The 26,325-nt window shown below is 68.9% G+C and carries 36 protein-coding genes and 2 pseudogenes; 2 read left to right on the plus strand and 36 right to left on the minus strand.

What is annotated here, in order from left to right:
* The first annotated feature begins 133 nt into the window (after nucleotides 1–133).
* On the plus strand, nucleotides 134–1,609 hold the full coding sequence (locus tag QE381_RS07380; protein ID WP_307216842.1) for a DUF4012 domain-containing protein: 1,476 nt from the start codon (nucleotides 134–136) through the stop codon (nucleotides 1,607–1,609).
* Between the two features lie 46 nt (nucleotides 1,610–1,655).
* The gene (locus tag QE381_RS07385; RefSeq protein WP_307216843.1) at nucleotides 1,656–2,192 is read left to right on the plus strand and encodes a cell wall protein; all 537 of its coding nucleotides are present in this window, start codon (nucleotides 1,656–1,658) and stop codon (nucleotides 2,190–2,192) included.
* Between the two features lie 7 nt (nucleotides 2,193–2,199).
* Here the strand turns inward: QE381_RS07385 and QE381_RS07390 are convergent, their stop codons facing one another.
* The 36 genes and pseudogenes from QE381_RS07390 to tuf form a co-directional block, all read right to left on the minus strand.
* The gene (locus tag QE381_RS07390; RefSeq protein WP_307216846.1) at nucleotides 2,200–2,892 is read right to left on the minus strand and encodes an endonuclease/exonuclease/phosphatase family protein; all 693 of its coding nucleotides are present in this window, start codon (nucleotides 2,890–2,892) and stop codon (nucleotides 2,200–2,202) included.
* 62 nt (nucleotides 2,893–2,954) lie between these two features.
* Nucleotides 2,955–3,791, minus strand: a complete 837-nt coding sequence (gene truA / locus QE381_RS07395; RefSeq protein ID WP_307216848.1) for a tRNA pseudouridine(38-40) synthase TruA — start codon at nucleotides 3,789–3,791, stop codon at nucleotides 2,955–2,957.
* Nucleotides 3,792–4,076: 285 nt separating this feature from the next.
* Nucleotides 4,077–4,652: a 50S ribosomal protein L17 gene (gene rplQ, locus QE381_RS07400; RefSeq protein ID WP_307216850.1), complete on the minus strand. Its 576-nt coding sequence runs from the start codon at nucleotides 4,650–4,652 to the stop codon at nucleotides 4,077–4,079.
* Between the two features lie 34 nt (nucleotides 4,653–4,686).
* Nucleotides 4,687–5,676: a DNA-directed RNA polymerase subunit alpha gene (locus QE381_RS07405; protein WP_307216852.1), complete on the minus strand. Its 990-nt coding sequence runs from the start codon at nucleotides 5,674–5,676 to the stop codon at nucleotides 4,687–4,689.
* Nucleotides 5,677–5,821: 145 nt separating this feature from the next.
* A complete protein-coding gene (gene rpsK / locus QE381_RS07410) occupies nucleotides 5,822–6,220 on the minus strand; it encodes a 30S ribosomal protein S11 (RefSeq protein ID WP_039395885.1) in 399 nt (132 codons plus the stop codon).
* Between the two features lie 34 nt (nucleotides 6,221–6,254).
* Nucleotides 6,255–6,629 carry a 30S ribosomal protein S13 gene (gene rpsM, locus QE381_RS07415; protein WP_307216854.1) on the minus strand — a complete coding sequence of 125 codons (375 nt, stop codon included), beginning with the start codon at nucleotides 6,627–6,629 and terminating at the stop codon, nucleotides 6,255–6,257.
* A 155-nt stretch (nucleotides 6,630–6,784) separates the two neighbouring features.
* Entirely contained in the window at nucleotides 6,785–6,901 is a 117-nt protein-coding gene (rpmJ, locus tag QE381_RS07420; protein WP_005050492.1) for a 50S ribosomal protein L36, read from the minus strand.
* A gap of 70 nt (nucleotides 6,902–6,971) precedes the next feature.
* The gene (infA, locus tag QE381_RS07425) at nucleotides 6,972–7,193 is read right to left on the minus strand and encodes a translation initiation factor IF-1 (protein ID WP_047544504.1); all 222 of its coding nucleotides are present in this window, start codon (nucleotides 7,191–7,193) and stop codon (nucleotides 6,972–6,974) included.
* 299 nt (nucleotides 7,194–7,492) lie between these two features.
* Complete coding sequence (locus tag QE381_RS07430) at nucleotides 7,493–9,742, minus strand: lamin tail domain-containing protein (protein ID WP_307216857.1); 2,250 nt, start codon at nucleotides 9,740–9,742, stop codon at nucleotides 7,493–7,495.
* Nucleotides 9,743–9,828: 86 nt separating this feature from the next.
* Nucleotides 9,829–10,527 (minus strand): annotated as a pseudogene (locus QE381_RS17835) (lamin tail domain-containing protein); the annotation flags it as partial.
* Nucleotides 10,528–10,642: 115 nt separating this feature from the next.
* Complete coding sequence (locus QE381_RS07440) at nucleotides 10,643–11,401, minus strand: thioredoxin domain-containing protein (protein ID WP_307216861.1); 759 nt, start codon at nucleotides 11,399–11,401, stop codon at nucleotides 10,643–10,645.
* A gap of 64 nt (nucleotides 11,402–11,465) precedes the next feature.
* Nucleotides 11,466–12,296 carry a type I methionyl aminopeptidase gene (gene map / locus QE381_RS07445; RefSeq protein WP_307216863.1) on the minus strand — a complete coding sequence of 277 codons (831 nt, stop codon included), beginning with the start codon at nucleotides 12,294–12,296 and terminating at the stop codon, nucleotides 11,466–11,468.
* 2 nt (nucleotides 12,297–12,298) lie between these two features.
* Nucleotides 12,299–12,921, minus strand: a pseudogene (locus tag QE381_RS07450) (adenylate kinase).
* Nucleotides 12,918–14,243, minus strand: coding sequence for a preprotein translocase subunit SecY (gene secY / locus QE381_RS07455; RefSeq protein WP_307216865.1), 1,326 nt, complete (start codon nucleotides 14,241–14,243; stop codon nucleotides 12,918–12,920). The pseudogene QE381_RS07450 and the gene secY overlap by 4 nt, the downstream one beginning before the upstream one ends.
* A gap of 141 nt (nucleotides 14,244–14,384) precedes the next feature.
* On the minus strand, nucleotides 14,385–14,927 hold the full coding sequence (rplO, locus tag QE381_RS07460) for a 50S ribosomal protein L15 (protein ID WP_307216867.1): 543 nt from the start codon (nucleotides 14,925–14,927) through the stop codon (nucleotides 14,385–14,387).
* Nucleotides 14,927–15,112, minus strand: coding sequence for a 50S ribosomal protein L30 (gene rpmD / locus QE381_RS07465; protein ID WP_023954062.1), 186 nt, complete (start codon nucleotides 15,110–15,112; stop codon nucleotides 14,927–14,929). The genes rplO and rpmD overlap by 1 nt, the downstream gene beginning before the upstream one ends.
* The gene (rpsE, locus tag QE381_RS07470; RefSeq protein WP_307216869.1) at nucleotides 15,112–15,771 is read right to left on the minus strand and encodes a 30S ribosomal protein S5; all 660 of its coding nucleotides are present in this window, start codon (nucleotides 15,769–15,771) and stop codon (nucleotides 15,112–15,114) included. Before rpsE ends, rpmD begins: the two co-directional genes overlap by 1 nt.
* Before the next feature lie 20 nt (nucleotides 15,772–15,791).
* Nucleotides 15,792–16,151, minus strand: coding sequence for a 50S ribosomal protein L18 (gene rplR, locus QE381_RS07475; RefSeq protein ID WP_307216870.1), 360 nt, complete (start codon nucleotides 16,149–16,151; stop codon nucleotides 15,792–15,794).
* A 2-nt stretch (nucleotides 16,152–16,153) separates the two neighbouring features.
* Entirely contained in the window at nucleotides 16,154–16,690 is a 537-nt protein-coding gene (rplF, locus tag QE381_RS07480; protein ID WP_307216872.1) for a 50S ribosomal protein L6, read from the minus strand.
* Between the two features lie 6 nt (nucleotides 16,691–16,696).
* Complete coding sequence (gene rpsH / locus QE381_RS07485) at nucleotides 16,697–17,095, minus strand: 30S ribosomal protein S8 (protein ID WP_307216874.1); 399 nt, start codon at nucleotides 17,093–17,095, stop codon at nucleotides 16,697–16,699.
* An 87-nt stretch (nucleotides 17,096–17,182) separates the two neighbouring features.
* Nucleotides 17,183–17,770 carry a 50S ribosomal protein L5 gene (gene rplE / locus QE381_RS07490; protein ID WP_307216877.1) on the minus strand — a complete coding sequence of 196 codons (588 nt, stop codon included), beginning with the start codon at nucleotides 17,768–17,770 and terminating at the stop codon, nucleotides 17,183–17,185.
* Nucleotides 17,771–17,772: 2 nt separating this feature from the next.
* A complete protein-coding gene (rplX, locus tag QE381_RS07495) occupies nucleotides 17,773–18,132 on the minus strand; it encodes a 50S ribosomal protein L24 (RefSeq protein WP_307216879.1) in 360 nt (119 codons plus the stop codon).
* A 2-nt stretch (nucleotides 18,133–18,134) separates the two neighbouring features.
* Nucleotides 18,135–18,503: a 50S ribosomal protein L14 gene (gene rplN / locus QE381_RS07500; protein WP_307216881.1), complete on the minus strand. Its 369-nt coding sequence runs from the start codon at nucleotides 18,501–18,503 to the stop codon at nucleotides 18,135–18,137.
* Between the two features lie 3 nt (nucleotides 18,504–18,506).
* Nucleotides 18,507–18,836 carry a 30S ribosomal protein S17 gene (gene rpsQ / locus QE381_RS07505; RefSeq protein ID WP_307216883.1) on the minus strand — a complete coding sequence of 110 codons (330 nt, stop codon included), beginning with the start codon at nucleotides 18,834–18,836 and terminating at the stop codon, nucleotides 18,507–18,509.
* Nucleotides 18,836–19,153: a 50S ribosomal protein L29 gene (gene rpmC, locus QE381_RS07510; RefSeq protein ID WP_307216885.1), complete on the minus strand. Its 318-nt coding sequence runs from the start codon at nucleotides 19,151–19,153 to the stop codon at nucleotides 18,836–18,838. The genes rpsQ and rpmC overlap by 1 nt, the downstream gene beginning before the upstream one ends.
* Nucleotides 19,153–19,572 (minus strand): 50S ribosomal protein L16, encoded by a 420-nt coding sequence (rplP, locus tag QE381_RS07515; RefSeq protein WP_029145865.1) that lies wholly within the window; start codon nucleotides 19,570–19,572, stop codon nucleotides 19,153–19,155. Before rplP ends, rpmC begins: the two co-directional genes overlap by 1 nt.
* Nucleotides 19,572–20,333 carry a 30S ribosomal protein S3 gene (rpsC, locus tag QE381_RS07520; RefSeq protein WP_307216888.1) on the minus strand — a complete coding sequence of 254 codons (762 nt, stop codon included), beginning with the start codon at nucleotides 20,331–20,333 and terminating at the stop codon, nucleotides 19,572–19,574. Before rpsC ends, rplP begins: the two co-directional genes overlap by 1 nt.
* Nucleotides 20,333–20,731: a 50S ribosomal protein L22 gene (rplV, locus tag QE381_RS07525; protein ID WP_307216889.1), complete on the minus strand. Its 399-nt coding sequence runs from the start codon at nucleotides 20,729–20,731 to the stop codon at nucleotides 20,333–20,335. Before rplV ends, rpsC begins: the two co-directional genes overlap by 1 nt.
* 38 nt (nucleotides 20,732–20,769) lie before the next feature.
* The gene (rpsS, locus tag QE381_RS07530) at nucleotides 20,770–21,051 is read right to left on the minus strand and encodes a 30S ribosomal protein S19 (RefSeq protein WP_307216891.1); all 282 of its coding nucleotides are present in this window, start codon (nucleotides 21,049–21,051) and stop codon (nucleotides 20,770–20,772) included.
* A gap of 13 nt (nucleotides 21,052–21,064) precedes the next feature.
* Nucleotides 21,065–21,904, minus strand: a complete 840-nt coding sequence (rplB, locus tag QE381_RS07535) for a 50S ribosomal protein L2 (RefSeq protein WP_307216893.1) — start codon at nucleotides 21,902–21,904, stop codon at nucleotides 21,065–21,067.
* Between the two features lie 22 nt (nucleotides 21,905–21,926).
* Nucleotides 21,927–22,226, minus strand: a complete 300-nt coding sequence (gene rplW, locus QE381_RS07540; protein ID WP_307216895.1) for a 50S ribosomal protein L23 — start codon at nucleotides 22,224–22,226, stop codon at nucleotides 21,927–21,929.
* Entirely contained in the window at nucleotides 22,223–22,882 is a 660-nt protein-coding gene (gene rplD / locus QE381_RS07545) for a 50S ribosomal protein L4 (protein WP_307216898.1), read from the minus strand. Before rplD ends, rplW begins: the two co-directional genes overlap by 4 nt.
* Nucleotides 22,883–22,887: 5 nt before the next feature.
* Complete coding sequence (gene rplC, locus QE381_RS07550; protein ID WP_307216899.1) at nucleotides 22,888–23,547, minus strand: 50S ribosomal protein L3; 660 nt, start codon at nucleotides 23,545–23,547, stop codon at nucleotides 22,888–22,890.
* Nucleotides 23,548–23,555: 8 nt separating this feature from the next.
* Nucleotides 23,556–23,864, minus strand: a complete 309-nt coding sequence (rpsJ, locus tag QE381_RS07555) for a 30S ribosomal protein S10 (protein WP_045246810.1) — start codon at nucleotides 23,862–23,864, stop codon at nucleotides 23,556–23,558.
* Nucleotides 23,865–24,336: 472 nt separating this feature from the next.
* Nucleotides 24,337–24,843 (minus strand): LPXTG cell wall anchor domain-containing protein, encoded by a 507-nt coding sequence (locus QE381_RS07560; protein WP_307216908.1) that lies wholly within the window; start codon nucleotides 24,841–24,843, stop codon nucleotides 24,337–24,339.
* A 240-nt stretch (nucleotides 24,844–25,083) separates the two neighbouring features.
* Nucleotides 25,084–26,277 (minus strand): elongation factor Tu, encoded by a 1,194-nt coding sequence (tuf, locus tag QE381_RS07565; RefSeq protein ID WP_307216910.1) that lies wholly within the window; start codon nucleotides 26,275–26,277, stop codon nucleotides 25,084–25,086.
* Nucleotides 26,278–26,325: the final 48 nt, after the last annotated feature.

The raw sequence follows: 26,325 nt of genomic DNA on the forward strand, positions 1-26,325 counted from the left end.
TCGCTCAGCGACCCCGAGGGCGCCGCCGCGGACCTCCCCCGCGTCGGCGCGGAGACGGGCGCCGCCCGCTCGCTGACCTCCGACCCGATCTGGCGCGCCGCCGAACTGCTGCCCTGGGTCGGACCGCAGCTGGATGCCGTCTCCACCTCCATCGCCGCGGTCGACGACGTGGCGAACACCGCCCTGCAGCCCCTCGCGCAGACGGCGTCCGGATTCTCGCTCGCCCGCGCTGCGCCCCACGGGCGGGCACTTCGACGTCGCCGCGCTGACCGCGCTGCAGGCGCCTGCCGCCCAGGCCGCCGCCGGCACGGCGTCCGCGGCCGCATCCGTCGACGCCATCGACACGCCCGGGCTGCTGCCGCCGCTCGCCCGCCAGATCGACGAGCTGCGGGGCATGCTCGACACCGCCCGCACCGCGACGGACGCGCTGAACCGGGCCACGGCCCTGATGCCGGACATCCTCGGCGCGAGCGGTCCGCGCAACTACCTCGTGGTCTTCCAGAACAACGCCGAGTGGCGGTCTTTGGGCGGGATCATCGGCGCGATGGCGATGATCCACACGGAGAACGGCGAGATGTCGCTGACCGCCCAGGGCTCGTCCTCCGACTTCACCCGCTACCGGGACTCGGTCGTGCCGCTGAGCGACGAGATCACCGCGATCATGGGCCAGAAGCCCGGGGTGTACATCCAGAACCCGACGCAGATCCCCGACTTCGCCGTCGGGGCACCGATCGCGCAGGAGATGTGGCAGCGGCACACGGGCGTCCGCGTCGACGGCGTGATCTCGCTCGATCCGGTCACCCTGTCCTACGTGCTGGCGGCGACCGGTCCGATCACGCTCCCGACGGGCGACGTGCTCACCTCCGACAACGCCGTGGCGCTGCTGCTCAACGGGGTCTACGAGCGCTACTCGGTGCCTGCGGAGCAGGACGCGTTCTTCAAGGCGGCCGCCGCCATCGTCTTCCAGACGCTGGCGAAAGGCTCCGTCGACCCCGCGAAGCTCGTCGAGGCGCTCGCGCGCGCCGGCGCCGAGAACCGGGTGCTCGTCTGGAGCGCCGACCCGGCCGAGCAGGCGGTGCTGGACGGCACGACGCTGCAGGGGGGCCTCCCCGTCACCGACGCGACGACCACCGGCTTCGGCGTCTACGTCAACGACGGCACCGGTTCGAAGATGGACTTCTACACCCATCTCGGCGTGGGGGTGGGCTGGTGCACGGACACGGAGGGCAGCCCGGACGCCGCGCTCACGGTCACGGTGCGCAGCGACGCGCCCGCCGACGCCGCGTCACTGCCGAGCTACATCACGGGCGGCGGCGGCTTCGGGGTCAGGGCGGGGATCACGCGGACGGTCGCCTACCTCTACCTCCCCGCGGGCAGCGAGGTGGTGTTCTCGACCAGCGACGGCCCGTCGAGCGCCCCGGGCTTCGGCAGCGGCACGAACGAGGGCCGGCCCGTGCTGACCTGGACGACAGATCTCCCCCCGGGCGGGAGCGCGACCGCGCGCATCCGCGTCCGCACCCCGCAGACCGAGGGGCTCACGGCCCGCGTCACCCCCGTGATCCCCGCGAACGCCGAGACGATTTCCGCATCTTGCAGTTCTGCGGGATAATCGCCCGGACCGGGACTTCCCCCCACCCCGGTCCGAACGGACCACTATGTCACACCTCCTGGCCCGCACCTTCGGGCTTCTCGCCGTCGTCACATCGCTCGTGATCGGCACCGCCATCCCCGCCGTCGCCTATGCCCCCGCGGACTCGATCACCGTCTCGTCCACGACGGTCGACCGCGGCGGCTCGGTCCAGCTCGGCGTCCAGAACGGCACCTTCGGCAGCGGAGAGCGTCTCACGATCACGGTGCGCGGCGAGAACGCCTCCGGCGTCTCGTTCGCCCTCGTGCGCGCAGGGGTGGAGACGGCGACCCACACCGCCACGGCCAACGCCGCCGGCGGCATGAACGCCCTCACCCTCACCTTCCCGGAGAACGCATCGGGCGCCTACACGATCGCGGTGTTCTCCGCGTCCTCACCGGGCGCGAACGTCACGGTGACCATCGGCTCGCTCTCGGTCACCGGATTCGACAGCCAGTCGCTGATCGGGCTGTGGGTGGGCGGCGGCGCGCTGATCCTCGCGGGCATCGTGGTCCTGATCGCCTCGTTCGTCGTCCGCCGCCGCCGCAAGCTCGACGAGGCCTGAGCGCCGCTCAGCCCGCGAGCCGGCGCGAGGCCGTGTCGACGTCCGCGGTCACGAGGATCGGCAGGTGATCGCTCAGTCCCTGCGGCAGAGTCCGCACGGTCTGGATGTCGAAGCCGACCGAGGTCGCGAAGTCGTAGTGCCCCCGGAAGAACCGGTATCGCGTGTAGGTGCGCGAGTCGCTGAGGGTGAGCTCGTAGCCCTGCTCGCGGACGCGTTCGCCCAGCTTCTCTTTGAACACCGGGTAGTTGTAGTCCCCCACCATGAGGCTGGGAAGTCCCGGGCCGAGGTCTTCGAGGGCTGCGAGAGCCGCACGGATCTGGTGCCGCCGCAGCGAGTTCAGCGCCGTGAGGGGGGCCGCGTGGAACGACGCGACGATGATCTCGCGGCCCGCGTCGATGTCGTGCAGACGCACGCCCAGCATCCGCTCCTCGGCCGGCTTGAGCACGCGGTCGTGGAGGGACTTCTTGAGCGAGAGCGCCCGCACCTCGCCGAGGCGGAAGCTGCTCTCGCGGAAGTAGACGGCGAGGCCGAGGCGGTTGCGCTGCGTGGCATCGGCCAGCCGCAGCCCGGCCAGCCGGGTGGGGATGTCGGCGGTGTCGGCCTCCTGGAGGCACAGGACGTCGACCGCGTGCGCCTCGACGAGCGAGGTGAGCTCACCGGCGGCACGGTGTTTGCAGAGGTTGTACGAGATCACCCGCATGGTGTGTTCCAGCCTACCGGCGGCGTGTTGCCGGTCCGTGTCCTCTTGACGAACCCTCAGGATCACTCCTCGTCGCGCCGGGCACGGGTCTGCTCGGCGCGCGCGGCGAGCAGCTCGTCGGCCGGATAGCCGACCTCGGCGAGCGTGAGCCCGCGGGCGGCGAGGACGGCGAACGCGCTCGTGCGCTGCGCATCGTCACGCAGCCGCGCCACGTCCTCGACCCGCAGCCGCCCGGATCCCACGGCGACGCACGCGCCCACGAGACCGCGCACCATGCTGTGGCAGAACGCGTCGGCGGTCACGTGGGCGAGGAGCACGCCGTCCGGCTGCCGGGTCCAGCCGAAGTCGAGAAGCGTGCGGATCGTGGTGGCGCCTTCGCGTGGCTTGCAGTAGGCGGCGAAATCGTGGAGTCCGATGAGCGAGCGGGCGGCGGCGTCCATCGGCGCGACCTCGAGCCGGCCCCGAACCCTGGTCGTCCGCGCACGCTCGAGCGGGTCGTAGCCGGGCACGTCGTCCGCGACACGGTACGCGTAACGCCGCCAGACCGCCGAGAACCGCGCATCGAAGCCGTCGGGGGCGATCGAGGTGCGCGACACGGTGACATCCGGGTACGCGCCCAGCACGCCGCGGATCCGATGCGCGAGGTCCGCCACGGGATCCGCGCTTCCCCGTCGCGGCGCCACGCGTGCCGTCTGCTGCTGATCGAGGTCGAGGTGGGCGACCTGCCCGCTCGCGTGCACACCGGCGTCCGTACGCCCGGCCACGACCAGCCGCGGCTCGCCTCCGAGGACTCGGGCGATCGCCGCCTCCAGCGTGCCCTGCACCGTGCGCAGGCCCGGCTGGCGGGCCCATCCACGGAAGTGCGTTCCGTCATAGGCGATGTCGAGGCGGATCCGCACCGATCCAGCCTATCCGGGGCGTGTCGCGTGAATGCGGCGAACTCGGGTGAACCCCCCAGCCGATCGGGTACGGGCATCGGGGCGATCACCGCACCCACGCGACATCCCCCGAAGAACCGTACGAGCACCGCGGGGCGTCGTGGCGCGTCTTGCGGCGATCTTGCGCTGCTCTTGCGCCGGTCTTGCGCTGACCTTGCGGGAGTCAGCCCGCACACGGTCGAGGCCCGCACGATCCACTCGTGCGGGCCTCGACCTGCTGTGTGCTGCCGGCATGCGGCGGCGGCGTCACTTCTCGGCGGACTCGCCCTCGACGGCGTCGGCGGCGACGGCCTCGGCGGCCGCGCCCTCCTCGGGCGACTCGGCGCCGGCCTCAGCGGCCTCGGCGGGGGCCTCGGTCTCCTCGGCGGGGGCGTCGGCCGGCTTCTCGGTCTCGTCCGCGACGGGAGCAGCCGCAGCCTTCGTCGCGGAGGACGTGGCCTCGGCGGCGGAACGGCGCTTGGTGACGGGCTCGAGCACGAGCTCGATCACGGCCATGGGCGCGTTGTCGCCCTTCCGGTTGCCCACCTTGGTGATGCGCGTGTAGCCACCCTCACGATCGGCCACGAGCGGCGCGATCTCGGTGAACAGGACGTGCACGACCTCCTTGTCGCCGATGACCGACAACACCCGACGGCGAGCGTGCAGGTCGCCGCGCTTGGCGAAGGTGATGAGGCGCTCGGCGAGCGGACGAAGCCGCTTGGCCTTGGTCTCGGTGGTCTTGATGGACTTGTGCGTGAACAGCGCGGCGGCGAGGTTCGCGAGCAGCAGACGTTCGTGGGCCGGTCCCCCGCCGAGACGGGGACCCTTCGTGGGCTTAGGCATTCTCAGTTACTCCAGTGTGAGGTCTCGGGCGGGGTCAGACGGTCTCGTCGTCGTAGCCGCTGTAGAAGTGGGCGCCGTCGAAACCGGGCACCGAGTCCTTGAGCGACAGACCGAGCGAGATGAGCTTGTCGCGCACCTCGTCGACCGACTTCTGGCCGAAGTTGCGGATGTTCATCAGCTGCGTCTCGGAGAGGGCGACCAGCTCCGAGACCGTGTTGATGCCCTCGCGCTTCAGGCAGTTGTACGAACGGACCGACAGGTCGAGATCCTCGATCGGCATCGACAGCTCGTTGGTGAGCACGGTCTCGACCGGCGCGGGGCCGATCTCGATGCCCTCGGCCTCGACGTTCAGCTCGCGCGCGAGACCGAACAGCTCGGTGAGGGTGCGGCCGGCCGAGGCGACCGCGTCGCGGGGGGCGATCGCGGGCTTGGTCTCGACATCCAGCACGAGCTTGTCGAAGTCCGTGCGCTCACCGGCGCGGGTCGCGTCGACGCGGTAGCTGACCTTCAGCACGGGCGAGTAGATGGAGTCGATCGGGATCTGACCGGCCTCGGCGTACTCGTTGCGGTTCTGCGTCGCGGAGACGTAGCCGCGACCGCGCTCGATCGTCAGCTCGAGCTCGAAGCGCGCGGTGTCGTTGAGGGTCGCGATCACGAGCTCGGGGTTGTGCACCTCGACGCCGGCGGGAGCCGAGATGTCGGCGGCCGTGACCTCGCCCGCACCCGTCTTGCGCAGGTAGGCCGTGATCGGCTCATCGCGCTCGCTCGAGACGACGAGACGCTTGATGTTGAGGATGATCTCGACGACATCCTCCTTGACACCGGGGATGGTGTCGAACTCGTGCAGGACGCCGTCGATGCGGATGCTGGTGACGGCCGCTCCCGGGATGGAGGACAGGAGGCTGCGACGCAGCGCGTTGCCGATCGTGTACCCGAAGCCGGGCTCGAGGGGCTCGATCACGAAACGACTGCGGAACTCCCCGACCTTCTCCTCGGTCAGAGTGGGACGCTGTGCGATGAGCACGATGTGTTCCTTTCGGCTAAGTGCCCGCTATATGACACTTGCGAGTGTTGAGGTGTTGAGTTGTGGACGGCCGCGGTGCGCTCACCGCAGCCGGAAGCGTGCGGAGGCCGGGGCACCCGACGAGGGGTGCCCCGGCTCCGTGAACTCAGACGCGGCGGCGCTTGGGGGGACGGCAGCCGTTGTGCGCCTGCGGCGTGACGTCCTGGATCGAGCCGACCTCGAGACCCGCTGCGGTCAGCGAACGGATCGCCGTCTCGCGACCCGAGCCCGGGCCCTTGACGAAGACGTCGACCTTCTTGACGCCGTGCTCGGCAGCCTGACGGGCGGCCGACTCGGCGGCCATGCCGGCGGCGTACGGGGTCGACTTGCGCGAGCCCTTGAAGCCCACACCGCCCGAGGACGCCCAGCTGATGACGGCACCCGAGGGGTCCGTGATCGAGACGATCGTGTTGTTGAACGTCGACTTGATGTGGGCGTGACCCACGGCGATGTTCTTCTTCTCCTTGCGGCGGGGCTTGCGCGCCGCGGACTTGGCCTGTGCCATGTGCGTGTTCTCCTAAACCTGTGGGCGGGGCGCCTTAGCGCGCCTTCTTCTTGCCGGCGACGGTGCGCTTGGGACCCTTGCGCGTACGCGCGTTGGTCTTGGTGCGCTGACCGCGCACGGGAAGGCCGCGGCGGTGGCGCAGGCCCTCGTAGGAGCCGATCTCGACCTTGCGGCGGATGTCGGCGGCCACCTCGCGGCGAAGGTCACCCTCCACCTTGTAGGTGCCCTCGATGTGGTCGCGGAGCGCGACGAGCTGGTCGTCGCTGAGGTCCTTGACGCGGATGTTCTCGTCGATCCCGGTCGCAGCCAGGATCTCGTTCGAGCGGGTACGGCCGATGCCGTAGATGTAGGTGAGTGCGATCACCACGCGCTTGTCGCGCGGGATGTCGACGCCGGCAAGACGTGCCATGCGGGGCTCCTAGGAGTGTATGGAGGTGTGGAGCAGGATCGGTGCCCGGGCCTCCGCCCGAGGTGTCCCCCGCGTCCGATCGCTCGGGCGGGCTCTGATCCTGCCGATGTCATGTTCAGTTGTGATGCCGGATGCGGCGAGCCCGCCGCATCCGATCAGCCCTGGCGCTGCTTGTGACGCGGGTTCGACTTGCAGATGACCATGACGCGGCCGTGACGGCGGATCACCTTGCAGTGATCGCAGATCGGCTTGACGCTCGGGTTGACCTTCATGATGTGTCCTGTCTCGCTGTCTTCGTGCCCGCGGTGCGGGCCGTTACTTCTCGGCCGGGGTGCTGTGGGCTCAGCGGTAGCGGTAGACGATGCGGCCGCGGGTGAGGTCGTAGGGCGAGAGCTCCACGACGACGCGGTCCTCGGGGATGATGCGGATGTAGTTCTGCCGCATCTTTCCGGAGATGGTGGCGAGCACCTTGTGCCCGTTGCTGAGCTCGACGCGGAACATCGCGTTCGGCAACGCTTCGGAGATCGTGCCTTCGATCTCGATGACACCGTCTTTCTTAGCCATAGCCTCGCTGACGCTTCTGCAGACCGGCCGGTCTGCGGTGGATGGGATGTGGGTGCCGCCGCCCCGCGGCGGAACGCCAACGAGGGCGCAAGGCACCAAAGATCAACTATACGCCATCCCCCGCCCCCTCGCCACCCCGCCGCGGCATGCGTCGGGGTGGGGGTTCCGCGGGTCCGGTCCTCGCGCCTCTTCTCGGCGAGCACGGCGTCCTCCACGTCGCAGGTCCGCGACGGCCCGTTCGTCGTGGGGGTGTGTCCCCTCGACCGTCACGACGTCATCGGAGGCCAGCTAGACGGAGGCTAGGCGCGGGTGCGGGAGGACGGGCGGGGGCGGGGGCGGGCGAGGAGCACCAGCGCGGCGCCGACGGCGACGACCACGAGCGACGCGGGGACCCAGCCCCGCGTGTCGTCGCCGCCCGTCGCGGCGAGCGCCGCCACGGACACCGGGGTCCAGCCGATCACGGCACCCGAGGAATCCGTCACGACGACACGGTGCGCCCCCGCCGGGAGCGTGGTGGGAAGGGCGAAGGATGCCGTACCCGCCGCCGAGACCACCGCGCTGCCGAGCGGGATCGGCGTCGAGAAGACCCATCCGAACACGGTCTGCCCGGCGTACCGCGTGCCGACCGTGATCGTGACCGTCTCACCCGGCGTCGCCGACGACGGACCGGTGACCCCGCCCCGCGCGGCATCCGTGAGCGCCGACTCGGCGGGGGCCGCGGGCCCGGTCGCGGCCGGGAGACCGCCGCCGCCCGACCCCGATCCCGGCCCCTCGCCGCCCGACCCCGGGCCACCCCCGGCGTCGGCGCAGGGGAGAGTCCCCTCCCGCAGCGCGTGCCCGTCGGTGTTCGCGTCGTCGGCGTAGTAGACGGCACGGCCCCCATCGGCGCACGCGCCGAACGCAAAGCCCTCGTTGGCGATGGTGTCGCGCATGCCGGCAGGGTTGGCGTAGCGGTGCACGAGCTCGAAAGCGCCCTTCGCCCCCAGCGCGAACACGGCGCTCTCCCCGTCGCACGCCTCATCGCACACCGCCCACAGGGTGTCCGTGCTCGCGTCGTACGCGACCTCGGCGACGAGGCTCAGCCCGGGGTCGATCGTCGCGACGACGGCTGCCTGCCCGTTCGGCATGAGCGCGACCGCGTAGACCTTCTTCAACGACTCGACGCCGACGAAGAACAGCCCGGCACCATGCCCCGGGTACCGCGACGGATCGTACGGCGCCGCAGTGGACGCATCCGCGAGGCCGCCGGCGACGAGCGCGGTGTCGGGGATCCAGGCGATCCCTTCGAGCCCGCCATTGGCCGCAGTGATGCCGAGCACGGGCGTCAGGTTCCACTCGGCCGTCGCCGACAGGTCGCCCGATGTTCCCCGGGGCGCGTAGGCGAGGACCGAGGCGCGGCTCTTCTTGGAGTCCTCGTTGTTGCGCTCGCTCGCGACGTAGGCCGTGTCGCCCACGAGCGTGACCCCCTCCGCGTCGACCGCGCCCGTGCCGTCGCCGTAGCGCAGCGTCCAGGTCGCCGCCGGGCGCATCGCACCCTGGTCGGACGCGAGGCGAAGGAGCTGTCCCGTGCCGTTGTTGACCGCCCACAGCGACCCGTCCTGGAAGAACAGCCCGCTCAGGTCTCCGCCGAAGACGTTCGCCTCGTCGATCGTGGCCACCTCCGACGAGCCGGGCCAGGCCTCCACCGGTGCCGCCGAGCCGCAGTCGTTGGCGGTCCCCCTGGTGCTCGACGCGGACGTCGCGAAGGCGCCCGTGCCGTCAGGACACCGCGCGTAGGTCGTCGCGGCGTGGGCCGTCCAGCTGTCGGAGTCGACGAGCGCGCCCTTCGGGGTGAACAGCCGCACGCTGTCCGCGGCGCCGAGCCCGAACGCCGCGCTCCCCCATGCGGACGTGTCGTTCGTGACGACCACGAGGCGGGCGCCCGCGGCGAGCGTCGTCCCGGACGCGAGCGTGATCGCGTGCGTGTCGTCGTCGTCCTTGACCACGTACCCGCCCAGGTCGACCGGAGCCGACCCGATGTTGAGGAGCTCGATCCAGTCGCCCCCGGCGTCCCCATCGGACTCGATCTCGTTGATGCGCACGGGAACGCAGGCGTTGGCGGCACCACGGGTCGACGACACCGTCGTGACGACGTCGCCGGTGCCGTCGGGGCATCGCCCGTAGGTGGTCGCGGCGTGCGAGGTCCACGAGAAGGCATCCACGAGGGTCTTCCCGTCCGCGAGGAACAGCCGGGCCGCATCGGCGCTCCCGAGGCCGAAGCCGCCCAGGTCCTCGGTCGCGAAGGACGCGAAGCCTCCGGCCGCGATGGTCGTGCCGGCGGGGATGACGAGGGTGTGGCCGTCGTCGCTGTCGCGGAGGATCCACGACCCGATGTCGACGGCGCCGCTCCCCCCGTTGTGCAGCTCGATCCAGTCGCCCCGGTCGTCGCCGTTGGACTCGATCTCGTTGATCCGGATGTCGGAGGAGCCCGCCGGCTTGGCGCAGTCGTTCGCCGCGCCGCGCGTCGAGGACACGGTCGGGGCGAAGTCGCCGCGGTGCCGTCGGGGCACCGGCCGTACGTCTTCCCGGCGTGCGCGGTCCACGAGTAGCTGTCGATCAGGGTGGCGCCGTCGGCCGTGAACAGACGGGCGGAGTCCGCGCCGCCGAGCCCGGTCACGTCGATCGCCGCGTACCCACCGGCTGGGATCGTGAGACCCGAGGGGATGACGACGTCGTTCTTCCCGCCGTCGTCCTTGAGGACCAGCCCGCCGATCTCGACCGGCGCGGTCGCGACGTTGGTCAGCTCGACCCAGTCGCTGCCCTTGTCGGGCGCGTCGGACTCGATCTCGTTGATGCGCACCGCCGCGACGGGGTCGACGGCGCAGGCGTTCGGGCGGTCCTTCGTCGCGGCCACTGTCGCGACGAAGGACCTGCTGCCATCCGGGCACGCGCCCCAGGTCGTCGAGGGGCTGGATGCGTAGGAGTAGCCGTCGATCTCGGCGCCCTCCCAGTAGAGGTGCACCTCATCGGCCTTGCCGAGACCGAAGGCGCTGCTCCCCCACGTCGTCTTGTCGTCGACGTCGATCGTGAGGAATCCCCGAGCGGCGACGACCGTGTTCGCAGGCAGGGTCAGGGTGCGCTCGAGGCGCTTGTCGTCCGTGATGCGCAGCCCCGACGCATCCGTGGCCTGGTCCCCGGGGTTGTACAGCTCCACCCAGTCGTGCGCGTCGCCGTCGGACTCGACCTCGTTGATCACGAGGGTCGGCGCGGCCTGCGCCGCGTGGGCCGCGGGGGCCACCAGCGCGGCGGCGGACAGGGCGAGCAGGGCGGCGGTCGCCGCTACGAGTCGTCGCATGGAAAGAACACTCCTCTACGGGGGCCAGGTGCGGAGGCCGCCGTAGAGGAGTGTTCCGAGCGCATGCGAACGACCGGTGAACACCGGCCGAACGCCTCGCGTTGCGCGAGCGGGCTCAGCCCGAGAAGCGCGCCACGAGGTCCCGCTGCGGGTCGCCCGTCAGCGTCGAGTTCAGGATCACCTCGCCGTTGATCGCGATCGTGGGGGTCGCGATGCCGGACTGTCCCGGCTGGATCGGCGTCTTCTGCGTGATCGAGGTCACGTACGACTCGTACGTGCCGCTGCGGATCGCGTCGGCGGCATCCCCGGCGCCGACCTGCTGCGCATAGGCGATCAGCTGGTCGTCGGTCAGGCCCGAGCTGTTCTCCTGGGGCTGGTTGGCGAACAGGACCTGCAGGTAGGCCAGCGAGAGGTCCGGCCGGGTCGCGGCGACCGCGTACATCGCCGCGGCGGAGCGCGTGGAGTACTGGGTGCCGCTGGACAGACGGTCGAGGATCGAGATCGGGTGGATGTTCAGGGTGATCGTGCCGTCCTCGACGAGCGACTGGATCGTCGGGCCGTAGGTCTTCTCGAAGTTGCCGCAGACGGGGCACATGAAGTCGACGTAGGTGTCGAGGGTGCCCGAGCCCGTGCCGACGGCGATCGCCCCCGTCTCGGTGTCGATGCCGCTGGAGGAGGGAACCACGACCGGAGCGGACGGACCCGCCTTCACGTTGTTCATCCAGACCACGCCGCCGGCGATCGCGACCACGAGCACGACGGCCGCGACGCTCACCCAGATGGCGAACCAGTTGGTCTTCTTGACGGGCTTGTACCCCTTCGGGGCGCCCTGGCGGTCGGAGCCGCCCTTGCCCTTCTTCTGCGCGGCAGCCATGTTCGTTCCGTTCCTCCCGGCGGCCGTCGGCCGCCTCGTGCTGTGATCGGGTCAGTCGACGGGGCTAGGCGATCTCGCGTGGCCGGACGCCGAAAGGAGCCAGGCCGGCAGCCCCGCCGTCGGGCGCCGTGAGCACCCAGATACCTCCATCGTGCACGGCGACGCTGTGCTCCCAATGTGAGCCGTCGCCGCCGTCGGTCGTCGACACGGTCCAGCCGTCGTCCTCGACCACCGTCTCCTCCGAGGCGGTGACGATCATCGGCTCGATCGCGAGGACGAGGCCCGGCCCGACGCGGGGTCCCGGGTCGGGCGTGCGGTAGTTGAAGACGCTGGGCGCCTCGTGCATCTTGCGCCCGATGCCGTGCCCGACGTAGTCGCGGAGGATCCCGTAGCCGTGGCCCGAGGCCACGACGTGGTCCTCGATCGCGGCTCCGACCTCACCGATGTGGTGGGCGGTCGCCAGCGCGGCGATCCCTGCCCACATCGATCCCTCGGTCACGCGGGAGAGCTCCTCCCGCGACGCGACCAGCTCGGGGCGATCGGGATCCGGGATGACGATCGTGATGGCGGAGTCGCCGTTCCAGCCCCGGTACTCCGCACCGGCGTCGATCGAGACGATGTCGCCCGGCTCCAGCGCCCGGTCCCCCGGGATGCCGTGCACGACCTGCTCGTTGACCGAGACGCAGGTCGTGTGGCGGTACCCGCGGACCAGCTGGAAGTTGGAGCGCGCTCCCGCACCCGTGATGACCCGCGACGCGGCGGCATCCAGCTCGGCCGTCGTCACGCCGGGCGCGATGATCTCGCGCACGGCCTGGAGCGCGTCGGCCGTGATCTGACCCGGCTCGACCATCGATCGCAACTGCGATGCGGTCTTGTAGATTCCTCGCCGCAGCACGGTCAGGACTGGGGAGTCAGGCCGCGCCCGATGAGGGCCGTCACGATGCGCTCGGTGATCTCGTCGAGCGAGCCGACGCCGTCGATCGAGAGCACGAGTCCCCGGTCGCCGTAGACGCCCAGGATGGGAGCCGTCTCGGACTCGTAGATCGACAGGCGGTGGGCGATGACCTCTTCCGTGTCGTCCGTGCGTCCCTGCTCCGCGGCGCGCTTGGCGAGGCGGGCGAGGCGCAGGCTCTCGTCCCGCGGCGTAGATCGATGCTCTCCTCGCGCGGCACGCTCAGCTCGATGACCGCGTCCAGGCTCTCGTCCCGCGCCTCGAGGAAGGCGTCGAGGTCACCGACCTGGCCGAGGTTGCGCGGATAGCCGTCGAGGAGGAAGCCGGCGGCCGCGTCGTCCTCGGACAGCCGCTCGCGCACCACGGCGCTCGTCAGCTCGTCCGGGACGAGGTTGCCCGCCTCGATGATCGCCTGCACCTGCGTTCCGAGCGCGGTGCCGTCCTTGATCGCGGCGCGGAACACGTCGCCGGTCGAGATGGCGGGAACGCCGAAGGCCTCGGCGATGCGGACACCCTGGGTGCCCTTGCCCGAGCCCTGCGGGCCGACGATCAGAAGGCGAGCGGTCATCGCAGGAGCCCTTCGTAGTGACGTTGCTGGAGTTGCGCGTCGATCTGCTTCACCGTCTCGAGGCCGACACCGACCATGATGAGGATCGACGTGCCGCCGAACGGGAAGTTCGCGTTCGCACTCACCGACGCCAGCGCGATCAGCGGGATGAGGGCGACCAGACCGAGGTAGATCGAGCCGGGGAGCGTGATGCGGGTCAGCACGTAGTCGAGGTACTCGGCCGTGGGACGTCCCGCCCGGATGCCGGGGATGAATCCGCCGTACTTCTTCATGTTGTCGGCGACCTCGACCGGGTTGAACGTGATCGCGACGTAGAAGTAGGTGAACCCGACGATGAGCAGGAAGTAGATCAGCCAGTAGAGCGGGTGGTCGCCGCGCGTCAGATAGTTCTGGATCCACACGACCCAGCCGGGCAGCGAGCCGTCGGCACCGGGGGTCTGGTTGAACTGCGCGATGAGAGCCGGGATGTACAGGAGCGACGAGGCGAAGATGACGGGGACGACGCCCGCCATGTTGACCTTGATCGGGATGTACGTGTTCGTGCCGCCGTACGTGCGCCTGCCCACCATGCGTTTCGCGTACTGGACGGGGATGCGGCGTTGCGACTGTTCGACGAACACCACGAGCGCCACGATCACGATGCCGACCGCGAGCACGAGCAGGAAGATCTCGAAGCCCTTCGACTGCCAGATCGTCCACATGGCCGCGGGGAAGCTCGCCGCGATCGAGGTGAAGATCAGCAGCGACATGCCGTTGCCGATGCCCTTCTCGGTGACGAGCTCGGCGAACCACATGATGAGGCCGGTGCCGGCGGTCATCGTGATGATCATGAGCAGCTGCGCCCACCACGCGTCGTTCGTCAGCAGTCGCTGACACGCCGCGACACCCGTGTTGCCGAAGAGCTGGCCGCTGCGGGCGACGGTCACGAGGGTGGTCGACTGCAGGAGAGCGAGCGCGATCGTGAGGTAACGCGTGTACTGCGTCAGCCGCGCCTGCCCGGCCTGGCCCTCCTTGTAGAGCGCCTCGAAGTGCGGGATGACCACGCGCAGGAGCTGGACGATGATCGTCGCCGTGATGTACGGCATGACGCCGAGCGCGAAGATCGACAGCTGCAGCAGCGCGCCACCGGAGAACAGGTTGACCAGCGAGAGCAGGCCCTGCGTGTTCGAGGAGTCGGACAGACACAGCTGCACGTTGCTGAAGTCGACGAAGGGCGACGGCACGTGCGCTCCGAGCCGGTAGAGCACGATGATGCCCAGGGTGAATGCGATCTTCCGCCGCAGGTCGGGCGTGCGGAACACGCGCGCAATTGCGCTGAACACGTGGGGGTCCTCCAGAAAGGTTCCGGCGCGCGGGGCGCACAGATGTCCAGGTTATCCCACCCTGAGTGCGCGCACGCGACGAAGGGCGTTCCCGGGAACGACGATGGGGGCCGGAGACACGCTCCGACCCCCATCGGGGAATTACTTGATGCTGCCGCCCGCGGCGAGGATCTTCTGCTCTGCCGAGCCGGAGACCTTGTCCACCGCGACGTTCAGCTTGACCGAGATCTCGCCGGTGCCGAGCACCTTGACCTTCTCGTTCTTGCGGACGGCGCCCTTGGTGACCAGGTCGGTCACCGTGACGTCGCCACCGTCCGGGTACAGCTCCGCGAGCTTGTCCAGGTTCACGACCTGGTACTCGACGCGGAACGGGTTCTTGAACCCGCGCAGCTTCGGGGTGCGCATGTGCAGCGGCATCTGCCCGCCCTCGAAGCCGACCTTGACCTGGTAGCGGGCCTTGGTGCCCTTGGTGCCGCGGCCCGCGGTCTTGCCCTTGGAGCCCTCACCACGACCGACGCGGGTCTTGGCGGTGTTGGCGCCGGGGACCGGACGCAGGTGGTGCACCTTGAGGACACCGGGACGCGCGACCGTCTCCTTGGCCGCAGCCTTCTTCGCCGGCGCCTTCTTGGCGGGCGCCTTCTTCTCGACGACCTCTGCGGTCGTGTTCTCAGCCTTGTCGGCCATCAGTCGATCTCCTCAACCTTCACGAGGTGCGCGACGGTCTTGACGTAGCCGCGCGTCTGCGCGTCGTCGGGGCGGACGACCGAGTCGCCGATCCGCTTCAGACCGAGCGAACGCAGCGTGTCACGCTGGTTCTGCTTCTCGCTCACCTTGGACTTGACCTGCGTCACCTTCAGCCGGGCGGCCATCAGGCACCTACCTTCTGCGCAGCGGCCGCGTCGGCCTCGGCACGGACGAGCCGAGCCGGAGCGACCTGGTCGAAGTCGAGGCCACGACGGGCCGCGACGTGGCGGGGCTCCTCGAGCTGCTTCAGCGCCTCGACGGTCGCGTGCACGATGTTGATCGTGTTGGACGAGCCGAGCGACTTCGACAGGACGTCGTGGATGCCGGCGCACTCGAGGACGGCGCGAACCGGGCCGCCCGCGATGACACCGGTACCGGCGGCTGCGGGACGCAGCAGCACGACGCCGGCTGCCGCCTCACCCTGGACCGGGTGCGGGATCGAGGACCCCGTACGCGGCACACGGAAGAAGTTGCGCTTGGCCTCTTCGACACCCTTCGAGATCGCCAGGGGCACCTCGCGGGCCTTGCCGTAGCCGACGCCGACGAGGCCGTTGCCATCACCCACGACGACGAGCGCCGTGAAGCTGAAGCGGCGACCGCCCTTGACGACCTTCGACACGCGGTTGATCGTGACGACGCGCTCGAGGAACTGGCTGTCGTTGCGGTCGCGCGAGTTGCGGTCCCGGTTGGGGTTGCGCTCGCGGCCGCCGCGACGGGGCTCACGCTCGGTCGCCGGCGCTTCGGCCGCAGCCTGGGGGGCGTCGGTCACAGTGCCATCGGACACAGCGGTCTCCTTGATCTCACTCACAGGTTGAGCCCTCCTTCGCGGGCACCGGTCGCGACGGCGGCGACACGGCCGGCGTAGCGGTTGCCGCCGCGGTCGAAGACCGCGTCCGACACACCGGCAGCCTTCGCACGCTCGGCGACGAGCTCGCCGACCTTGTGCGCCTTGGCGGTCTTGTCGCCGTCGAAGCCGCGCAGGTCGGCCTCGAGGGTGGATGCCGACGCCAGGGTGTGACCCTGTGCGTCGTCGACGAGCTGCACGAACACGTGACGCGCAGAGCGGGTCACGACCAGACGCGGCCGCTCGGCGGTGCCGACGATCTTCTTGCGAAGACGGGCGTGACGACGCGAACGCGCGACGGACTTCGAAGTCACAGCCATGGTTACTTACCAGCCTTTCCGGCCTTGCGCCGGACGACCTCGCCGGCGTAGCGCACACCCTTGCCCTTGTAGGGCTCGGGCTTGCGGATCTTGCGGATGTTCGCGGCCGCCTCGCCGACGGCCTGCTTGTCGATGCCGCTCACGGTGAGCTTGTTGTTGCCCTCGACCGTGAAGGTGATCCCGGCAGGCGGGTCGACCAGGACGGGGTGCGAGAACCCGAGGGCGAACTCGACCGAGGAGCCCTTCTGAGCCACGCGGTAACCCGTTCCGACGACCTCGAGGCCCTTGGTGTAGCCCTGGGTGACACCGATGATGTTGTTGCTGATGAGGGTGCGGGTCAGGCCGTGGAGCGACCGCGACGCACGCTCGTCATCGGGGCGGGTGACGAGAACCTGGTTCTCCTCGACCTTGACCTCGATGGGGCGGGCCACGACGAGCGCGAGCTCGCCCTTGGGGCCCTTGACGGCGACATCCTGGCCGTCCACCGTCACGGTGACGCCGGCGGGGATGTCGATGGGAAGACGTCCGATTCGCGACATGTCAGGTCACCACACGTAGGCGAGGACTTCCCCACCCACGCCCTTCGACTCGGCCTGCCGGTCGGTCAGCAGACCGGAGGAGGTGGACAGGATGGCCACGCCGAGGCCGCCGAGGACCTTGGGGATCTCGGTCGACTTGGCGTAGACCCGGAGGCCGGGCTTCGACACGCGCTTGATGCCGGCGATCGACCGCTCGCGGTTCGGGCCATACTTCAGCGTCAGCGTGAGGGTCTGGCCGACGCGAGCGTCCGCGACCTCCCAGCCGGCGATGTAGCCCTCCTGCTGGAGGATCTCGGCGATGTGGGTCTTGAGCTTCGAGCTCGGCAGCGACACGGAGTCGTGGTGGGCCGAGTTCGCGTTGCGCAGACGGGTCAGCATGTCTGCGACCGGGTCTGTCATCGTCATGTGTGTTCTTCTCTCTGTCACCAGGTTTCGACGCGCCGTTACACGACGGCCGACCTGTGGTGGATGCCGGCGGGTGCCGGCACGGGGTTACTTCTCGTCCGCCTGGGTGAACGGGAAGCCGAGGTGACGCAGCAGCGCACGGCCCTCGTCGTCCGTGGTCGCAGTGGTCACGACGGTGATGTCGAAACCGCGCACGCGGTCGATGCGGTCCTGGTCGATCTCGTGGAAGACCGACTGCTCCTGCAGGCCGAAGGTGTAGTTGCCGTGGCCGTCGAACTGCTTGGGCGACAGGCCGCGGAAGTCGCGGATGCGGGGAAGCGCCAGGTTGACCAGACGGTCCAGGAACTCCCAGGCGCGGTCGCCGCGGAGCGTCACGTGCGCACCGATCGGCTGCCCCTCGCGCAGCTTGAACTGCGCGATGGACTTGCGCGCCTTGGTGACGACGGGCTTCTGGCCGGTGATCTTGGTGAGGTCGTCGACCGCGCCATCGATCACCTTGCCGTCGCGAGCCGCCTCGCCGACGCCGGTGTTCACCACGACCTTGACCAGACGGGGCGTCTGCATGACGTTGGCGTAGCCGAACTCGTCCTGCAGGGCCTTCGCGATCTCGGTGTTGTACTTCTGCTTGAGGCGGGGCTGGATGGTGCCAGCCTCCGCAGCAGTGGCGTTGCTCATGCTCAGAGGTCCTTGCCGCTCTTCTTCGCGTAGCGCACGCGGACCGTGCGCTTCACGCCGTCCTTCGTCTTCTCCTCGACTCGGTGACCGACACGGGTCGGCTTCTTGGTCGAGGGGTCGACGAGGGCGACGTTGGAGATGTGGATGGGGGCCTCGAACGTCTCGATGCCACCCGTCTTGGTGCCGCGCTGGGACTGGCCCACGCGGTTGTGCTTGGTGACGTAGTTCACGCCCTCGACGATGACGCGGTTCTGCTCGGTAAGGACCTCGAGGACCTTGCCCTGCTTGCCGCGGTCGCCGCCGCGCTCGGGCTTGGCGCCCGAGATGACCTGAACCAGGTCGCCCTTCTTGATTTTCGCCATGATCAGATGACCTCCGGGGCGAGCGAGACGATCTTCATGAACTTCTTGTCACGAAGCTCACGACCGACCGGGCCGAAGATGCGGGTGCCGCGGGGCTCCCCGTCGTTCTTCAGGATGACGGCGGCGTTCTCGTCGAACTTGATGTAGGACCCGTCGGCACGACGGGTCTGCTTCACGGTGCGGACGATGACGGCCTTGACCACATCGCCCTTCTTGACGTTGCCGCCCGGGATCGCGTCCTTGACCGTGGCGACGATGACGTCGCCGAGGCCTGCGTAGCGCCGGTTGGAGCCGCCGAGCACACGGATGGTGAGCAGCTCCTTGGCGCCGGTGTTGTCGGCGACCTTGAGGCGGGATTCGGTCTGAATCATTTCTTACTTCGCCTTCTCGAGGATCTCGACCAGACGCCACCGCTTGGTGGCGGACAGGGGCCGGGTCTCGTTGATCAGCACGAGGTCGCCGATGCCGGCGGTGTTGCCCTCGTCGTGCGCCTTGACCTTGGAGGTACGGCGGATGACCTTGCCGTACAGCGGGTGCTTCACGCGGTCCTCGACCTCGACGACGATGGTCTTGTCCATCTTGTCGCTGACGACGTAGCCGCGACGCGACTTGCGGTATCCGCGAGCGTTCGCGTCACGCACGTCGTTCTCGGCGTGCTCGTGGCCGGCCTCGACGGTCTCGTCGGCCTTCTTCGTGGTGGCCATCACTCAGCCTCTCCTTCGGCGGCGGCGGGAGCCGCATCCTCGGTCTTCTTCGCCTTGGCCTTGCTGGCCTTGGCCGGCTTGGTCTCGACGACAGGGGTGGCCCGGATGCCGAGCTCGCGCTCGCGGATCACGGTGTACAGACGCGCGATGTCGCGCTTGACGGCGCGGATGCGGCCGTGGCTCTCGAGCTGCCCGGTGGCCGACTGGAAGCGCAGGTTGAACAGCTCCTCCTTGGCCTTGCGCAGCTCTTCGACCAGACGCTGGTCTTCGAACGTGTCGAGCTCGCTCGGGGCGAGCTGCTTGGTGCCGATCGCCATTACGCGTCGCCCTCCTCGCGCTTGATGATGCGTGCCTTCAACGGCAGCTTGTGGATGGCACGGGTCAGGGCCTCACGAGCGAGCTGCTCGTTGACGCCGGCGACCTCGAAGAGGACGCGACCCGGCTTGACGTTCGCGACCCACCACTCGGGCGAGCCCTTGCCGGAACCCATGCGGGTCTCGGCGGGCTTCTTGGTCAGCGGACGGTCGGGGTAGATGTTGATCCACACCTTGCCGCCACGCTTGATGTGACGGGTCATCGCGATACGAGCGGACTCGATCTGACGGTTCGTCACGTAAGCGGGCGTGAGGGCCTGGATGCCGAACTCGCCGAACGACACCTTGGTGCCGCCGGTGGCCTGGCCCGAGCGACCCGGGTGGTGCTGCTTGCGGTACTTGACCTTACGGGGGATAAGCATCAGGCAGACGCTCCTTCTGCGACGGGGGCCTCGTTGCGAGGACCGCGCCGGCGGTCGCCGCCACGGTCGTCACGACCACGGGGCGCCTTGGGCGCGTTGGCCTGCTCGCGAGCCAGTTCCTTGTTGGTCAGGTCGCCCTTGTAGATCCAGACCTTCACGCCGATGCGGCCGAAGGTGGTCTTGGCCTCGTAGAAGCCGTAGTCGATGTTCGCGCGCAGCGTGTGCAGCGGCACACGACCCTCGCGGTAGAACTCCGAACGGCTCATCTCGGCGCCGCCGAGGCGGCCGGAGACCTGGATGCGGACGCCCTTGGCGCCGGCGCGCTGCGCGCCCTGCAGACCCTTGCGCATCGCGCGGCGGAACGCCACGCGGGCGCTCAGCTGCTCGGCGACGCCCTGCGCGACCAGCTGCGCGTCGGCCTCGGGGTTCTTGACCTCGAGGATGTTCAGCTGGATCTGCTTTCCGGTCAGCTTCTCGAGGTCGGTGCGGATGCGCTCGGCCTCCGCACCGCGACGGCCGATGACGATGCCCGGGCGCGCGGTGTGGATGTCGACGCGAACGCGGTCGCGCGTGCGCTCGATCTCGATGTTGCTGACGCCCGCGCGGTCGAGCTTCGACTGCAGGAGCTTGCGGATCTTGATGTCCTCGGCGACGTAGTCGGCGTAACGCTGACCCGGCTTCGTGGAGTCCGAGAACCAGCGCGACACGTGGTCGGTCGTGATGCCGAGGCGGAAGCCGTACGGGTTGACCTTCTGTCCCATTACTTGCTCGCCTTCTTGCTCGCGGTGACGCTTCCGGCCTCATCGACCTCGGGCGTGGCCAGCACGACCGTGATGTGGCTCGTGCGCTTCTTGATCTGGAACGCGCGACCCTGGGCGCGGGGCTGGAAACGCTTGAGCGTCGTGCCCTCGTCGACGTACGCGTTCTTCACGTAGAGGTCGGCCTCGTCCAGGTACTCGTTCAGCTGGTCTGCCTTCACGCGGGCGTTCGCGACCGCCGAGGCGACGAGCTTGTAGATGGGCTCGCTCGCCGACTGCTGCGCGAACTTCAGGATCGCGAGGGCCTCCTGGGCCTGCTTTCCCTTGATGAGCGCGACGACGCGACGGGCCTTCTGAGGGGTCACGCGGATGTGCTTCACGCGTGCGATGGATTCCACCATGTCTCTCCTCCTCTAGTCCTCTCTGGAACGCCACCGCGTCAGCGGCGGCGACCCTTCTTGTCGTCCTTCTCGTGGCCGCGGAAGGTGCGGGTGGGCGCGAACTCGCCCAGCTTGTGACCGACCATGGTCTCGCTCACGAACACAGGGATGTGCTTGCGACCGTCGTGGACGGCGATCGTGTGGCCGAGCATGGCCGGCACGATCATCGACCGGCGCGACCAGGTCTTGATGACGTTCTTGGAGCCCGTCTCGTTCTGCGACACGACCTTGCGAAGCAGGTGCTCGTCGACGAAGGGGCCCTTCTTAAGACTGCGTGGCATCTTCTGTTCCTACCTACTTGCGCTTCTTGCCGGCGTTGCGACGGCGGACGATCAGCTTGTCGCTTTCCTTGTTCGCGTGGCGGGTCCGACCCTCAGGCTGGCCCCACGGCGTGACCGGGTGGCGGCCACCGCTGGTCTTGCCCTCACCACCACCGTGCGGGTGGTCGACCGGGTTCATGGCGACACCGCGGACGGTCGGGCGCACGCCCTTCCAGCGCTTGCGGCCGGCCTTGCCCCAGTTGATGTTCGACTGCTCGGCGTTGCCGACCTCGCCGATCGTCGCGCGGCAGCGCACGTCGACGTTGCGGATCTCGCCCGAGGGCAGACGCAGCTGGGCGTAGGGGCCGTCCTTGGCGACGAGGCGCACGCTGGCGCCCGCCGAGCGGGCCATCTTCGCGCCGCCACCGGGACGCAGCTCGATGGCGTGGATGACGGTACCGGTCGGGATGTTGCGCAGCGGCAGGTTGTTGCCGGGCTTGATGTCGGCCGCGGCGCCGGACTCGACGACATCCCCCTGCGCCAGCTTGTTCGGCGCCAGGATGTAGCGCTTCTCGCCGTCGGCGTAGTGCAGCAGCGCGATGCGCGCGGTGCGGTTGGGGTCGTACTCGATGTGCGCGACCTTCGCGTCGATGCCGTCCTTGTCGTTACGACGGAAGTCGATCAGACGGTACTGACGCTTGTGCCCACCACCGATGTGACGCGTGGTGATCCGGCCCTGGTTGTTGCGGCCACCGGTCTTGGACAGCGGGCGCAGCAGCGACTTCTCGGGCGTCGATCGGGTGATCTCGGCGAAGTCGGCCACCGACGAGCCGCGGCGACCCGGGGTCGTCGGCTTGTACTTGCGAATAGCCATGGTTGTTGTCCTCCCCCGACCGTCAGCCGACGGCCGTGAAGATGTCGATGGTGCCCGACTTCAGCGTGACGATCGCGCGCTTGGTGTCCTTGCGCTTGCCGATGCCGAAGCGGGTGCGGCGAGCCTTGCCGACGCGGTTGATCGTGTTGACCGAGGCGACCTTCACACCGAAGATCTTCTCGATGGCGAACTTGATCTCGGTCTTGTTGGCGCGGGTGTCCACGTAGAAGGTGTACTTGCCCTCGTCGATCAGGCCGTAGCTCTTCTCGGACACGACGGGCTTGAGGATGATGTCGCGTGGGTCCTTGTTCACGGCGGTCATGCCGAGACCTCCTCGGTGGTCGTCTTGGAGGCGACGAACGCCTCGTAGGCGGCCTGGGTGAAGACGATGTCGTCGGAGACGAGCACGTCGTAGGCGTTCAGCTGGTCGAAGCTCAGCGTGTGCACGTACGCGAGGTTGCGCACGCTCTTGAGGGTGAGCTCATCGCCGCGCTCGATGACGACGAGGACGTTCTTCGTCGCGCCGAGCGTGGCCAGCACCGCGGCCGCAGCCTTGGTGGAGGGCGCGCCGTCGACCCCGAAGGACTCGACGATGTGCAGCCGCTCGCCGCGCGCGCGGTCGCTGAGCGAGCCGAGCAGGGCCGCGGCGACCATCTTCTTGGGGGTGCGCTGCGAGTAGTCGCGCGGCTTCGGGCCGTGGACGATGCCACCGCCGGTCATGTGCGGCGCCCGGATGGAGCCCTGACGGGCGTTACCCGTGCCCTTCTGCTTGAAGGGCTTGCGACCGGCGCCGGAGACCTCGCCACGACGCTTGGTCGAGTGCGTGCCCTGGCGAGCCGCGGCGAGCTGCGCCACGACGACCTGGTGGATGAGCGGGATGTTCGTCTTGACGTCGAAGATCGCGGCGGGCAGCTCCACGGAGCCGGCCTTCTTGCCGTCGACCTTGCGGACGTCGAGCGCGAGAGTGGAGTCAGCCATCGGAATCAGGCACCCTTCACTGCGGTACGGACGTAGACGATGCGACCGCGCGCGCCGGGGACGGCGCCCTTGACGAGCAGCAGACCCTTCTCGGCGTCGACGGCGTGCACCGTGAGGTTGAGGACGGTGACGCGCTCGCCACCCATGCGACCGGCCATGCGCATGCCCTTGAAGACGCGGCTGGGCGTCGAGGACGCGCCGATCGAACCGGGCTTGCGGTGGTTGCGGTGCGCACCGTGCGAGGCGGAGACGCCCTTGAAGTTGTGGCGCTTCATGACACCCGCGGTGCCCTTGCCCTTGCTGGTGCCGACGACGTCGACCAGCTGGCCGGCCTCGAAGATGCCCTCGACCGTGAGCTCCTGACCGAGTGAGTAGTCAGCGGCGTTCGCGGTGCGGACCTCGGTGAGGTGACGACGCGGGGTGACGCCGGCGGCCTCGAAGTGGCCCTCGAGGGGCTTGGTGACCTTGCGGGGGTCGATCTGACCGGCGGCGATCTGAACGGCGGTGTAGCCGTCCTTCTCCACGGTGCGGACCTGGGTCACGACGTTCGGGGTGATCTGGATGACCGTGACGGGCACGAGCTTGCCCTGCTCGTTCCAGACCTGCGTCATGCCGAGCTTGGTGCCCAGCAGTCCCTGGGAAGTCTTGGTGGTGATGTCAGCCATGTCGGACCTCAGAGCTTGATCTCGATGTTGACGTCGGCCGGGAGGTCGAGACGCATCAGCGAGTCGACGGCCTTGGGCGTCGGGTCGATGATGTCGATGAGGCGCTTGTGGGTGCGCATCTCGAAGTGCTCGCGGCTGTCCTTGTACTTGTGGGGCGACCGGATGACCACGACGACGTTCTTCTCCGTCGGAAGGGGCACGGGGCCCACGACGGTCGCGCCGGCTCGGGTCACGGTGTCGACGATCTTGCGCGCCGACGAGTCGAGACCTGCATGGTCGTACGACTTCAGGCGAATGCGGATCTTCTGTCCCGCCATTGTCTGCTCACTCTCTTTCTCGCGTCTTATCGCACCGGGTTCGGGGGCATCGGACGCACGGCGGCGCTTGCGCGCCGGGGCACTTCTCCGTTCTCACGGGATGCTGCACCGCTGTTCTCATGTCAGGCCGGCGCCGCAGGCACCGGCCCCCGCCTCCGCACGCGCCAAGCTGCCGGTCTCCCGGCATGCGGATTATGGGGTGTTGCACGTCTCTTCGGGCTGACGCCCGCGATCTGCACGAGTTCTGCTGCCCGCGGCCTAGAGTCTGCGCGAACGCGCTCTATGCACTGCCCTGGCAGTGATCCGCACGCGCCGGAGCACACGCGGAATGTGGAACTGGTCTAGCTTACGTGACACCCGGGCGTGTCGCAAACCCGGGCGTGTCGTGACGTCCTCTCCCCCTCCGGGAACGGGAATGCGAGAAGGCCCCCGGCGTATGCCGGGGGCCTTCTCGGAGACGTGGTTGCGAGGGTCAGGAGTCCTGGCGCTGGCGACGGACCGCGAAGACCGTGACCGCGAGGCCGCCGAGCAGCAGGACGCCGCCGCCGACCCAGACGCCCATGAGGGACGCGCTGTCGACACCCGTGGCCGGCAGCGTGCCGTTGCCCGACGGAGTCACCGCGACGCTCTTGGCGCCGGACGCGGTGCCAGTGCCGGTGAGCGTGTAAGTACCGGAGGCGTTCGAGGGCAGCGTCACCGTCACCTGCGCGGTGCCACCGCTGACCGCCTTGGGGCTCGTCGGGCCGCTCACGATCGTCTTGACGAGGGCGAGAGTCGCCGACGTCGGACCATCGATCGTGAACGTGACGGTCTCGCTGTCCTGGAAGCCAGAGATTCCGACCGTCGTCGGCGTGCCCGGCGCGACCGTGATCGTGCCGCCCGGGGCAACGGGCGTGTAGGCGAAGGCCGCAGCCGGAGCCGCGACGAGGGCGACGATCGCGACCGCGACCGCAGCAAGCTTGATGCGAAGGCTCTTCATGATGTTTTTTCTCCGTAGGGGATGTGTCGAAGAATGGGGGGATCTCCGGTTGAACACTGTTGCGGGAGGAGAGGTGCGGCTACCCGAAACCTTCGGCCCCCACTGAGCACGATACCCATCCTCTCAGCGCATCCACAACTTTCCTCAGTATTCGCCGACGATTCTTTACGTGCCCGTAACCCGCCGAAACGACACAGGGGCCGGGCCCGAAGGCCCGACCCCTGTCTGAAGTCCGAGGACTTACTTGAGGATCTTGGTCACCGTGCCGGCGCCGACGGTGCGGCCACCCTCACGGATCGCGAACCCGAGGCCCTCCTCCATGGCGATCGGCTGGATCAGCTCGACCGTCATGTCGGTGGTGTCACCGGGCATGACCATCTCGGTGCCCTCGGGCAGCGTGATGACGCCGGTGACGTCCGTGGTGCGGAAGTAGAACTGCGGGCGGTAGTTCGTGTAGAAGGGGTTGTGACGGCCACCCTCGTCCTTGGACAGGATGTACGCGGTGCCCTCGAAGTTGGTGTGAGGGGTCACCGAGCCCGGCTTCACGACGACCTGGCCGCGCTCGACGTCGTCACGCTTGGTGCCGCGCAGGAGCAGACCACAGTTCTCGCCGGCCCAGGCCTCGTCGAGCTGCTTGTGGAACATCTCGATACCCGTGACGATGGTCTTCTGCGTCGGGCGGATGCCGACGATCTCGACCTCGGAGTTGATGGCGAGCGTGCCACGCTCGGCGCGGCCCGTGACGACCGTGCCACGACCGGTGATCGTGAAGACGTCCTCGATCGGCATCAGGAACGGCTTGTCCTTGTCGCGCACCGGGTCCGGGATGGACTCGTCGACGGCCTCCATGAGCTTGACGATCGACTCGGTCCACTCCGGGTCGCCCTCGAGCGCCTTCAGGCCCGAGACGCGCACGACCGGCGCGTTGTCGCCGTCGAAGTCCTGCGAGCTCAGGAGCTCACGGACCTCGAGCTCGACGAGCTCCAGGATCTCCTCGTCGTCGACCATGTCGGCCTTGTTCAGCGCGACGAGCAGGTAGGGCACGCCGACCTGCTTGGCCAGCAGCACGTGCTCACGCGTCTGCGCCATCGGGCCGTCGGTGGCGGCGACCACGAGGATCGCGCCGTCCATCTGAGCGGCACCGGTGATCATGTTCTTGATGTAGTCGGCGTGGCCCGGGGCGTCGACGTGAGCGTAGTGACGCTTCGGGGTCTCGTACTCGACGTGCGAGATGTTGATCGTGATGCCGCGCTGACGCTCCTCGGGAGCCGAGTCGATCGACGCGAAGTCGCGCTGGACGTTGGTCGCGGACGGGTACTTGTCGGCGAGCACCTTCGAGATCGCCGCGGTGAGCGTCGTCTTGCCGTGGTCCACGTGACCGATCGTTCCGATGTTCACGTGCGGCTTGGTCCGCTCGAACTTGGCCTTAGCCACTGGGTCCTCCTATAGGACGGTCGTGTAGGTGTCCCGGGCGCTGGATTG

It is taken from the genome of Microbacterium sp. SORGH_AS_0888 (genome assembly GCF_030818905.1).
GTDB lineage: Bacteria > Actinomycetota > Actinomycetes > Actinomycetales > Microbacteriaceae > Microbacterium.